At 40.6% G+C, this 12,367-nt stretch carries 8 protein-coding genes; 5 read left to right on the forward strand and 3 right to left on the reverse strand.

Annotation, left to right across the window (positions count from 1 at the left end; translation table 11 throughout):
• The first annotated feature begins 21 nt into the window (after positions 1 to 21).
• Together UB51_RS23960 and UB51_RS23965 are read left to right on the forward strand one after the other, a co-directional pair.
• Positions 22 to 2,313, forward strand: a complete 2,292-nt coding sequence (locus UB51_RS23960) for a bifunctional 2',3'-cyclic-nucleotide 2'-phosphodiesterase/3'-nucleotidase (protein WP_044879462.1) — start codon at positions 22 to 24, stop codon at positions 2,311 to 2,313.
• Positions 2,314 to 2,475: 162 nt separating this feature from the next.
• The gene (locus UB51_RS23965) at positions 2,476 to 3,510 is read left to right on the forward strand and encodes an EAL domain-containing protein (RefSeq protein WP_044879463.1); all 1,035 of its coding nucleotides are present in this window, start codon (positions 2,476 to 2,478) and stop codon (positions 3,508 to 3,510) included.
• A 152-nt stretch (positions 3,511 to 3,662) separates the two neighbouring features.
• On the opposite strand, the gene UB51_RS23970 is transcribed toward UB51_RS23965, so the two are convergent.
• The 3 genes from UB51_RS23970 to UB51_RS23980 form a co-directional block, all read right to left on the reverse strand.
• Complete coding sequence (locus tag UB51_RS23970) at positions 3,663 to 5,966, reverse strand: glycoside hydrolase family 65 protein (RefSeq protein WP_044879464.1); 2,304 nt, start codon at positions 5,964 to 5,966, stop codon at positions 3,663 to 3,665.
• 89 nt (positions 5,967 to 6,055) lie between these two features.
• A complete protein-coding gene (pgmB, locus tag UB51_RS23975; RefSeq protein ID WP_044879465.1) occupies positions 6,056 to 6,730 on the reverse strand; it encodes a beta-phosphoglucomutase in 675 nt (224 codons plus the stop codon).
• A gap of 143 nt (positions 6,731 to 6,873) precedes the next feature.
• Entirely contained in the window at positions 6,874 to 7,914 is a 1,041-nt protein-coding gene (locus UB51_RS23980) for a LacI family DNA-binding transcriptional regulator (RefSeq protein ID WP_044879466.1), read from the reverse strand.
• A gap of 737 nt (positions 7,915 to 8,651) precedes the next feature.
• On the opposite strand from UB51_RS23980, the gene UB51_RS23985 reads away from it, so the two are divergent.
• The 3 genes from UB51_RS23985 to UB51_RS23995 all read left to right on the forward strand — a co-directional run bounded on the left by UB51_RS23985 (position 8,652) and on the right by UB51_RS23995 (position 12,200).
• Entirely contained in the window at positions 8,652 to 9,962 is a 1,311-nt protein-coding gene (locus UB51_RS23985) for a sugar ABC transporter substrate-binding protein (protein WP_044879467.1), read from the forward strand.
• Between the two features lie 94 nt (positions 9,963 to 10,056).
• Positions 10,057 to 11,358 carry a sugar ABC transporter permease gene (locus tag UB51_RS23990; protein ID WP_044879468.1) on the forward strand — a complete coding sequence of 434 codons (1,302 nt, stop codon included), beginning with the start codon at positions 10,057 to 10,059 and terminating at the stop codon, positions 11,356 to 11,358.
• Entirely contained in the window at positions 11,355 to 12,200 is an 846-nt protein-coding gene (locus UB51_RS23995) for a sugar ABC transporter permease (protein ID WP_044879469.1), read from the forward strand. Before UB51_RS23990 ends, UB51_RS23995 begins: the two co-directional genes overlap by 4 nt.
• Positions 12,201 to 12,367 lie beyond the last annotated feature (167 nt).

Here is a 12,367-nt window from a genome sequence, read left to right on the forward strand (position 1 = left end):
CTATTATTAAGGGGAGATACTATGTTTAACTCGCACCACAAAACGCTGAAGGTTGTAGCATCAACTGCTGTTGCTTTCAATTTGTTAGCGCTTTCACTTTCTCCAATCCATGCAGCGGGAGATAGTGCAATTGCTAAGCTACGGATTATGGAAACAACGGATTTGCACGTCAACGTCGTGAACTATGACTATTATGCTGATAAGGATACGGATCAGTATGGATTTGCCAAGACAGCTAGCTTAATTAAGGCTGCAAGAAAGGAAGCTAAGAACAGTCTTCTTTTTGATAATGGAGATTTGATTCAAGGTAATCCTCTTGGAGACTACGTAGCAAAAGTAGACCCACTGAAGAAGGGTGAAATCCATCCTGTTTACAAGGCTATGAATCTATTGGATTATGATGCTGGTAACCTCGGTAATCATGAATTTAACTTCGGTCTGGATTTCTTGAAGCAATCCTTAGAAGGTTCTAACTTCCCATACGTTAATGCGAATCTTTACATTGCAGATGGAGATAAAGATGAGAGCAATGATAAGAACTATTTTACTCCCTATCAAATTCTAGATAAGAAGATCACGGACGAGGCAGGGAAAGAGCATACCCTTAAAGTGGGTGTGATTGGGTTCGTTCCTCCACAAGTATCTCAATGGGACAAGGCTAATCTAGAAGGTAAGATTGTGGCTAAAGATATTGTAGAAACAGCTAAGAAATTTATTCCTCAAATGAAGAAGGAAGGCGCAGACATCATTGTTGCTATTCCCCATTCTGGATTTGAAGAAATTCCACAGACGCCTTTAATGGAGAACTCCGTATTGTATTTAAGCCAAGTGGAGGGCATCGATGCTATCTTATTTGGACATGCACATAAAACCTTCCCAAGCGCTGATTTCAAAAATGCTAAAGGTGTAGATATTGAGAAGGGTACCATTAATGGTGTTCCATCTGTAGAACCAGGTTACTGGGGAGATCATCTTGGAATCATTGATCTTGATTTGAAGCAGATTGGAGGAAAGTGGACTGTCGTTGATTCAGCAGTTGAAGCGCGTCCGATCTATGACATTGCCAATAAGAAGTCCTTGGTGGAGGCGGACCAAGCCGTCGTAGATGCTGTGAAAGATGAGCACAAACAAACGTTAGACTATATTCGGGGTCCAGTAGGTAAGACTAGTGCAGCAATTAACAGCTACTTTGCCCTAGTACAAGATGATCCATCCATTCAGATCGTGACCAATGCTCAGAAGTGGTATGTGAACAACAACTTACAAGGAACTGAGTATGAGAAATTGCCGGTATTATCTGCAGGTGCTCCATTCAAAGCAGGAGGCCGTGCAGGAGCTTCTTATTATACGAATATTCCGGCAGGTACAATCGCGATTAAGAATGTGGCAGATCTTTACGTATATCCAAACACCGTTCATGCGGTATGGGTAACAGGTGCAGAATTGAAGGAATGGCTAGAATGGTCTGCTGGACAATTCAATCAGATTGACCCAACTAGCAAGGAAGAACAGAATTTGGTTAACTCAGAGTTCCCTACTTACAACTACGATGTTATTGATGGAGTTAACTATCAGATCGATGTGACTCAGCCAGCTAAGTATGATGCTAAAGCTATCATTATTAATCCATCCTCTAGTCGTATCAAGAATTTGGAGTATCAAGGTAAAGCGATTGACCTAAAACAGAAATTTATTGTTGCAACGAATAACTATCGTGCTTCAAGCTCGAAGCTAGCCAATCCAGATGGCAAACGAATCGTGATGGCAGCACCAGATGAGAATCGCCAAGTCATTATTGATTATATTCGTGAAGAAGGTACAATCAATCCTACAGCAGATGGTAACTGGTCACTAGCTCCTATCAATGATACTGTGAATGTTACATTTGTATCTTCTCCAGATGCACAAGCTTTAGCGAAGAATAACAAAGCAATGTCATATATAAGCACAGGGGAAGATGGTTTTGCGAAATATAGCTTGAAAATGGTAGGTCAATCAGGCGAAGTTACAACTCCGGTGGCTCCAATTGAACCGTCGAAACCAGAGCCAACGAAACCAACACCAACCAAACCAACACCAACCAAACCAACACCAACCAAACCAACACCAACCAAACCAACACCAACCAAACCTGTAACACCTCCTGTTCAGGAGCCGGAAGCTTCAAAGGTTGTATATGTGATTAAAAAGGGTGATAATCTCTACCGTATCGGTCAAAAGTATGGCGTTGATTGGACGGTAATTGCTAAGTTCAATAAAATTGCGGATGTACATGCCTTGAAAGTCGGTCAAAAAATAACGATTCCTCAATAATACAACAAACTGACAGTGTTTTATTGCTGTCAGTTTATTTATATCTCGGATGAATTACCCCTGATGAATTATAAATGAGAACAAAAGTATTCCCACAAAAATAACCATCATGTTATAATAACTACAGCGATTTTCGGCAAAATATGCCAAGGAGGAGTTCTATTGATCTGCAGCGGCTGCGCTCCAATACAACCTATAGAAGACCAAGGTACGGTACGATTGAAACCCTTGAATTTACAGTTAACGGCTGCAATTCAAGAAAAGGGACTCAGCATGGAAGTTTTCACGGAATTTGTAGCCATTTCATATAACAGCAAAGAGGAGATGTTATATTTACTGCAATTAATACATAATTTACCAATAGAAGCTACAGATCAATTAACAATATCTATAACCGGAATTGAAAAAGATATCAAATTAAGTCCGTGGCTTACCTTATCACAGATTGAGGCTACCTTAGAGCATCACGTTGTTGTTGACATCATTCGTCAAGAAAGATTCACGAATCATATGCAGCCAATTGTAGATATAAATGAACAAATTGTCGGGTTTGAATTTCTGCTTCGCCCAGCCGTGGAAGGGGTATTTTTTCAGCCATCTAATCTTTTTGAGGTCGCTCGAGAGACGGGATTACACTCATTTCTGGATCGGGCGGCGCGGATCTCGGCGATTGAGACGAGTGCGAAGTGGCTTCCGACAGGGTACAAGAGATTTATTAACTTCTTGCCTTCTTCCATTTATAATCCAGAATATTGTTTGACGCATACCTTTGAAACGATTGACCGTCTGAACTTGGACCCTAAAGATTTCGTATTTGAAGTGGTGGAGACGGAGAAGATTGATGACCTACCTCATCTACTAGATATTTTTAATGTATATCGAAGTAATGGGATGACCGTTGCACTTGATGATGTAGGTTCTGGATATTCTACACTAGAGTTGATGACCACCCTTGAGCCTGACTATGTCAAGATTGATCGTAGTCTCATTGATCTTTGTGACAAAGAACCAGTGAAACAGTGTGAGATTAGAAGAATCATTGAAGCAGCAGCCCAGTTCAACGGATTGGTACTTGCAGAGGGTATTGAGCGGTATGAAGAATTTGAATTCTGCAGAGATGCAGGTATCAAGTTTGCTCAAGGGTATTTCTTCGGAAAGCCTGCAGGTCGTCCTCCACACGGTATTCATATTAACTGATAGATGATCCTATAGGGCCGTTTTTATTGCGTCTTTTCATCTAAAGTTATAGAAGATAACCAAACCAACTAAATTCGTATAACGTAACAACCCCCACGGCAGTCTGATGGCTGTGGGGGTTGTTACGTTATATGAACTGCTTTCTTATTGTGTTACAGGTCTACTTGAATGGTGGACAATCCAGTAACCGTATATTCACTACCATGTACATTAACTTGTACTTGGGTATCTGTTTCATTACTTACTGTAACATCATGTTCTGACACCGTTACTTTAAGGCGCGATGTGCGGAACATGACTTTGAAAGAGAAGGACTTCCAATAGCCAGGATTGAATGGGCTTAGGTGGAGTTGACCATCCTTTATACGGAGTCCTCCGAAGCCGTGAACTACAGACATCCAAGTTCCTGCCATGCTTGTCGTGTGGCAGCCATCCTCGGTATCATTATTGTAATTATCAAGATCAAGACGAGAGGTGCGCATATACATTTCGTAAGCTTTTTCCTTATATCCTAACTCACATGCCAAGATGGAGTGCACACATGGAGATAAGGATGATTCGTGAACGGTAAGTGGCTCGTAGAAATCGAAATTCCGTTTGACTGTATCTAGGTCGAAGCGATCTCTTAGGGTGAATATGCCTTGCAAGACATCCGCCTGCTTAATATAGCAGGAGCGAAGAATACGATCCCATGACCACTTTTGGTTGAGTGGTAGGTTGCTAGGATCAAGCTCACTGACAGGAGTAAGATCCTTATCTAGGAATCCATCTTGCTGAAGGAATACGTTCAGTTCAGTATCGTAAGGATAATACATTTTGGCTATAATATCCTGCCATTTAGACGTTTCTTCTTCTTTTAATTGCATTTTATCCATGAGTTCTTTATAGATGAGAGGTTCATTTTGTTGTAAATGAGTTAGTACCTCAAGTGTGTATTCCATCGTCCATGCTGCCATATGGTTTGTATACCAGTTGTTATTGACGTTATTCTCGTATTCATTTGGTCCTGTGACCCCAAGAATCATATATTGATCTTTGGCAGGTACATAGTTGACGCGTTCTTCCCAGAAACGTGAAATCTCTGTGAGTACTTCTAGACCATATTGTCCTAGATAAGCTGTGTCTCCAGTATAATTTACATAGTTATAAATAGCATAGGCGATTGCGCCATTACGATGGATTTCTTCAAAAGTGATTTCCCATTCATTGTGGCATTCTTCCCCATTCATCGTAACCATGGGATATAAAGCCCCTTTGCTGAACCCTAACTTTTTGGCATTTTCCTTTGCTTTTTCTAGATGCTTGTAACGATAGACTAGAAGGTTGCGCGCAATGGATGCATCTGCTGTACTGAGGTAGAACGGTAAGCAGTAGGCTTCTGTATCCCAGTAAGTACTACCACCATATTTCTCACCTGTAAATCCTTTAGGACCGATATTTAGTCGATCATCTTCACCATTGTAGGTCTGGTTAAGTTGATAAATATTGAAGCGGATTGCTTGTTGTGCAGCAATATCGCCCTCAATCACAATGTCGCTCTCGCGCCATTTACTATCCCAACTACTTATTTGTTCTTGGAGTAGCTCTTCAAATCCTAGTTGCATGGCTTCTTGCAGTAATGCTCGTGCTGTACTAATCAATTGACCCAGACCATGGTCACGTGAAGTCACATTAGCAACATATTTATAGAGTACAATTTGCTCCTGCTCTTGTACATCCATTACTAAATGGTGAGCCACATATTTCTCTTGTTGTACGGATTCGGGCGTAACCGTTAGGGGTTGCCCATTCTTACTTAGCGTGTAGGACATGACAGAAGTGACGTGAAAGTCTAGTTTCTTAGTCTTGATTGTGAGTACGGCATCATCAACACCAGCCTCTTTGAACACTTCCATCCAGAATTTCTCGTCATAATTAGAATCTTTATTCTTAATATCGCCATCAAGGTATGGGGTGAAGGAGATTTGCCCACTAAAGTTAAGAGGAGTCAGTGCATATCGAATGGCTCCAATTTCGCGGTGGCTAACACTGATGAAGCGAATCGCTTCCACTTTAACTTCTTTTCCATCAGGAAGCTCAGCAATGAAGCTACGAGAGAGAGTTCCTTCTCTCATATTTAATACGCGGATGAAATCCTTCACGTTACACGTAGCCAGATCAAGAGGCTGGCCTTCGATATTTACGTGAATTCCAATCCAGTTGGTGCAGTTAAGAACTTTCGCGAAATATTCCGGATACCCGTTCTTCCACCAACCAACACGAGTTTTGTCAGGATAATAGACTCCAGCCATATAGCTACCTTGCAGTGTGCTACCGCTATAATCTTCTTCGAAGTTAGCACGTTGACCCATGTATCCATTACCAATGCTAAAAACACTTTCTGAGATTTCATGGTTATGGGGATCAAATCCTTCTTCGATAATATTCCATGGGTCCAACTTCAAATATTGTTTCACATAAATCGTCTCCTTCAGAGGTTATGATATCGTATAGTGTCGCTTATTCTTACATTTCTATGAATGAAGATAGAATGGGTGCGGCTGATTTATTTTGTGGACATGATACGTTGTAATTTCTCAACAGACATTTCTTCAAGTGAAGATACGACATATTCTGCTTGGGTGAGGGTATTGGTTGATCCAATACCTATACTACGCATTCCTGCACGTAGCGCTGCCTCAATACCAGCTTCGGCATCTTCGAAGACAACGCAATGCTCTGGAGACACTTGAACTGCCTCTGCTCCGAGTATGAAGACTTCAGGATCTGGCTTAGCATATGAAGTTTTGGTTCCATCAATAATGGCATCGAAATAAGGAACCAAGTGGGCATTGTTTAATATGGTCATGGCATTTTTGCTGGCAGAGCCTAGGGCTACTTTAATCCCATATTGTTTCAACTCTTGGAGAAAGGTGAGTGCACCGGGTAAGATTTCGGACTCATCCATAGTTGAAATGTATTCTACATACCAGTTATTTTTCTTCTCTGCGAGCGCGATCTTGGTCGCATCATCGAGTTGAACATTACCGACCTCAAGCAAGATATCTAAGGAAGCCATACGGCTTACGCCTTTTAATCTTTCATTATCATTTTCAGTAAACTCAAAACCAAGTTCATCCGCGAGTCTTTTCCAAGCTAAAAAGTGATATTTTGCAGTGTCAACAAGCACGCCGTCAAGGTCGAATAAACAAGCTTGAATAGGGGTATTCGTAGTGTTCATTATTAGTTCCTCCTTATTTGTGCAAACGTTTGTACTACTTTTAAAAATATATGAAGCAAATGATTGCTTCACATGTTCTAATATTTAAGCAAAGACTATATGGAGTTCATAAAGTCGATGTGGAAAGGTAATTATGTCTAGATTTAATGGGTTGGATCAGCTGCCGAAATCATAGAAGATTCCCTTACGACGAGCCGATGTGGGATAATATGCCTTTTTTGAAATTGTTTTTCTCCATCATGCTGGATCGATTGAATTAATGCTTGTGAAGCAGTATAACCCAGATTATAAATACCAATATCGATGCTACTTATGGGTGGGGTTGAAAGTTCCGCAATGGATATATTATTAAAGCTGACAATACTTAGATCATCAGGAACTTTATATCCAAGTTCATGTAAACCACGTAGTACACCGAAAGATACAAGGTCGTCCACGACAACTAAGGCTGTAGGTCGCTCTGGTAAATTCATGAAGAATGACATGGCTCGGTATCCACTTTCTTGTAGAAACTCACCTTCAACAATCCAGTCCTTGCGCATTTCAAGTCCACTTTCTTCAAGAGCTTCTTGGTATCCTTTAAGCCGATCTAGTGAAACGACATGATTGGGGGGACCACTGACAAATCCAATTCGTTTATGACCGAAGGAAATCAAGTGCTTGGTAGCATCATAAGCGGCTTGAACATTATTATTATCTACAGATAAAAGATTAGGATATTTATCGCTACGCCCAATTAAGACGAAGGGGTGATTGTTACTTTGCAAAAATTCAACAACAGGATCATCTTTACGCGAATAGAGCAGGATAGCGCCGTCGACCCTTTTCCCATTAATTAAACGGGATACAACGTCAATTTCCTCTTGCTCGCTTCCTCCCGAACTAAGCACAACATCATAGCCGGAACGATTAGCTTGTGTCACAATACCACGAACTAATTCCATGAAAAATGAATTCAAGAATAACTCTTCAGCAGACTTAGGCAGAATAACGCAAATGCTGTTCGTTGTCTTAGACACGAGGCTCTGAGCCATGATATTGGGATGGTATTCCATCTCCTCTAGAATGATCTTTACTTTACGAGAAGTTTCACGGCTAATTCTTGGGTGATTTGATAGCACACGGGACACCGTGGAGGGTGATACGCCAGCTTTTTTAGCAACATCTTTAATCGTTACAGACATAATGACCTCCCAGTGATACCGTTTGCGTAAATCGTTAAATCAAACAAACGAGATATTCGTTTTTACAATTGATATCTTAATCTAATGTCTACTGCTTGTAAATAACAAACCTTGCATAATGATAATAATCATACCACAAATAAGAATAAATTAGATGAAAGTAGAGGGAAACGGAGAAATAAGAAGCCTATACCCCATATTATCTTCTCGAAATCAATGAATTATACGGAATATAGGAGTACTAACGTTTTGACTAAAAAGATTGTCCACTATGATGACACCCATAAAAAATCACAAGAAGTAAACAAAGGGATATTAGTGTGATAAATATTAAATCGCCCTCGGATTCATGGGGGTGATCTGCTAGGAACGCTATTGGTAGGCTGTAAATATAAAGCAATGCTAAAAGTAAGTACTGCCCTATATTCCACAGAGATAAAGAAGTAAATCATTGTAATAAGGAGTTATTATGTGCAAAAGAAAGATATAGGGACATATTGTAAATAAAATGGTTGAATATAGGTGGAATGATCATGTGCAAACGTTTTTACAAAACAACTTCTGTTGTGTATGATTAAGTCGTTAATAAAGCGCTTACCTCAAACAAAATAGATATAAATACAGATATTAAAGTATGTAAGCGGGTTGATTTAATGGATTTATGAAATCGTTTGCGCATATTGTCAGGCTTTTAAGAAGTGCAAGGTATAACCATTAGAGAGGGGTTTGAATTTGAAATGAAAATGAAAAAAATGTTGATGTTGTGTGCTACCGTTACTTTGGCTTTCTCCATTACAGCTTGTGGATCCAACGAAGTAAAGAACAATGCTACACCAGAAGCATCCAACACAACAACCGAGACAGCTGCACCGGAAGAAGTTATTGCTGACGGGGCGCTTCAACCCGAAGAGGGCGCTACTCTGACTGTTTGGGAAAGTAAGGAAGAGAGAACATTCACAGATGAAATGGCGAAGCAATTTGAAGAGAAATATGGCATTCCTGTTAAAGTTGAAGAAGTGCAAGCAACAGATCAAGTTACGAAATTAACTCAAGATGGCCCTTCAGGATTAGCTGCTGATATTGTAATGTTCCCACATGATAACTTGGGTAGAGCGGCAGAGGCGGGTTTACTACTAACAAATGAAGCGCTAGCTAAAGAAACAATAGCTAACAATACACCAGCATCCATTCAAGGGGTAACTTTTAATGGTGAGCTGTACGGTTACCCAAGAGCAGCTGAAACCTATGCACTCTTTTATAATAAAGAACTTGTAAAGGAAGCTCCGAAATCATTCGATGATGTTATCGAATTCAGCAAAACGTTCACGGATAAATCGAAGAACAGATACGGGATTATGTGGGAACCGGGTAATCTGTATTTTAACTATCCGTTTATTGCTACCGGTGGTGGATATATTTTCGGTGACAATGGTACGAACAAAGAAGACATTGGAATCAATTCGGCTGGAGCCCTTGTAGGATTACAAACGTATGTGAAACTAAAAGCAGCACTCCCTATTAAGAGCGCTGATATTACGTCAGATATTAAACGTAGCTTATTCAACGCGGGTGATGTAGCCATGGATATTACGGGTCCTTGGGAACTTGCAGGTTATAAAGAAGCACTAGGAGATAAGCTTGGAATTGCACCTATTCCAACGATTGATGGCAAACCTGCCATTTCGTTGTCTGGTATTAAAGCTTGGTACGTTAACTCTTTTACACAGTATCCTAATGCTGCACAATTGTTCGCTGAGTTCGCATCCACTAAGGAAGCACAGCTTCTTCTGAATGAAAAAGTGGGTTCTATCCCGACAAATAATGAGGCATTAGCATCTGATCAGATTAAGAGTGATCCGTTTGTGTCAGGTTTCGCTCAACAAGTTATCAATTCTCAACCTATGCCTACCATTCCTGAAATGGGGAATATATGGAGTCCTGTAAATGCAGCTTTCCCGGAAATTTGGGATAACGGTAAAGATCCCAAAGAAGCGATGGACAAGGCAGTACAACAAATTAAAGACTTAAATGGCGGTGCAACGAAGTAATCAGGATGGACTGCACGAGGAATAACAATTTGAAGTACCCGTCGCATCATGCGGGGGGTAATTCCTTGGGTTTTCTAGGGAGAGGAGAAGGCTCGTGGACCGATATCGCAACAAAGCCACAATACTGTCGCTTATAAGCATGGGACTGGGACAAATATATAACCGCCAGTTTATAAAAGGCTTCGTATACCTGCTAATTGAGGCGTATGCGATCATTTATTTCAGCAGTAATCTGGGTAGATCTTTGTGGGGCATTGTAACACTTGGAGATACGCCAAGAATGAGAGTCAATGGTAAGTGGATCGATGGGGATCACTCGATCTTTATTCTAATCCAAAGTTTGATAACCATTTTACTTTTGATTATTTTTGTCATTATTTATATCATGAATGTAAGAGACGCACGTAAAACTGCGGAGAAAAGAGAAAATGGAATCCAACCGAACAGTTTCAAACAATCCATTCGGTATGTTCTGGATTATAAATTCGCGCAAGCCTTTTTGACTTTACCGGCAATAGGTATTCTATTCTTCACGGTTATGCCCATCATCTTCATGGTTATGCTGGCATTTACAAATTACTCTGCACCTAACCACATCCCACCAGCTAAGCTGATCGATTGGGTAGGATTTGATACATTTAGAGATTTGATTTCACTCAAAACGTGGAGTCACACGTTCTACGGAGTTCTGACCTGGACCATTATTTGGGCCGTTCTATCCACGGTAACTACTTATTTTGGAGGCCTGCTCGTTGCGTTACTTATTAACCAAAAGGGTATCAAATTTAAGGGTTTGTGGAGAACGATTTTAATTATTCCTTATGCTATTCCGCAGCTTATTTCGCTGCTTGTGATGAGAAATATGTTTAACGGTCAATTCGGACCGGTTAATCAGTATCTCGGATATTTCGGATTTGGACAACTTCCTTGGCTGACTGATCCATTCTGGGCTAAGGTAACGGTTATTGTTGTAAACATGTGGGTTGGTATTCCGGTCTCAATGATATTAATTATGGGTGTATTGACAACGATTCCACGTGATATGTATGAAGCAGCTGAGGTAGATGGGGCAAGTAATTATCAGAAGTTTCGGATCGTTACTCTGCCCATGATACTCTTCACAACAGCGCCAACACTCATTGCACAATTTGCTGGAAATATCAATAATTTTAACGCGATCTTCCTGCTAACAAGTGGAAATCCTGTAGTGGGCGATTACCAATATGCAGGAGCGACTGACCTGCTCGTCACTTGGTTGTACAAGTTAACGCTAGATCAGAATAAATACAATATGGCTTCTGCTGTGGGGATCATTATTTTCCTAATTATCGCCTCGTTCTCAATCTATAACTACCGCCGAACGAAGTCTTTCAAAGAGGAGGATATGATCCAATGAGTGGACGAAAAGTAAAAAAATCCTTGCGTTTGACCCTAAGTTATATCGTTCTCGTTATCATGGTGATCGGTTCCGTGTATCCAGCGTTGTGGGTCATATTGGGTTCCGTTCGACCTGGTAAATCTCTGTATAGTAAGTCATTGATTCCTAGTAGTTTTACACTGGAACACTATAGAGAGTTATTTACATCCAAAAGTTATATGTTTGGTAGCTGGTACATGAATACGTTGAAGATTTCGATTATTTCTATGTTGATTGGTATTGTTCTCACGCTGTTAACCAGCTATGCTGTATCACGCTTTCGTTTCCGTGGACGGCAGACGGCGCTCTCTACGGTATTGATTCTGGGGATGTTCCCTGGATTTATGAGTATGATCGCCATTTATTTGCTTCTTAAAGAGTTTCATTTGCTTGATACACATCTTGCATTAATTATTGTATATGCAGCAGGTGCTCCTCTTGGGGGAACCTTTATAGCTAAAGGGTTCTTGGATACGATTCCAAGATCATTGGACGAAGCGGCCAGAATCGATGGGGCAAGTAATTTTACGATCTTCACACGAATCATTCTTCCGCTTTCTCGGCCCATGCTCACTTATATGGCGCTAACGCAATTTGTTGGTCCGTGGGTTGATTTTATCTTTGCGAAGATGGTACTACGGTCTAAGGAGAAATGGACAGTGGCTGTGGGGCTGTATGATATGGTGAGTTCGAACACGAATTCAAATTTCACACTGTTCGCAGCGGGCGCAGTTCTGATCGCACTTCCAATTACCATTCTGTTCATGTTCCTTCAACGCCTTCTTGTGGAAGGTTTAACATCCGGAGCGAGTAAGGGATAGAGCTCATCTAAAGGGGCTAGGTTATATAGGTGTGATAAAAAGGTGTAGACCCTACGTTGAATCGATAGCTTCATAATTACAATCCGTCATATATAAAAACAGGCATCTTCGCATAAATAGATTGTGCAAAAGATGCCTGTTTAATTTTTTGGATTTTTCAGTGGCCT

This window comes from Paenibacillus sp. IHBB 10380 (assembly GCF_000949425.1).
Taxonomy (GTDB): Bacteria; Bacillota; Bacilli; order Paenibacillales; family Paenibacillaceae; genus Paenibacillus_AQ.

Coding starts and splice junctions, on each gene's coding strand:
- UB51_RS23960 (WP_044879462.1), top strand. CDS start 22: ATGTTTAACTCGCACCACAAAACGCTGAAGGTTGTAGCATCAACTGCT.
- pgmB (WP_044879465.1), bottom strand. CDS start 6,730: ATGAACACTACGAATACCCCTATTCAAGCTTGTTTATTCGACCTTGAC.
- UB51_RS23980 (WP_044879466.1), bottom strand. CDS start 7,914: ATGTCTGTAACGATTAAAGATGTTGCTAAAAAAGCTGGCGTATCACCC.
- UB51_RS23985 (WP_044879467.1), top strand. CDS start 8,652: ATGAAAATGAAAAAAATGTTGATGTTGTGTGCTACCGTTACTTTGGCT.
- UB51_RS23995 (WP_044879469.1), top strand. CDS start 11,355: ATGAGTGGACGAAAAGTAAAAAAATCCTTGCGTTTGACCCTAAGTTAT.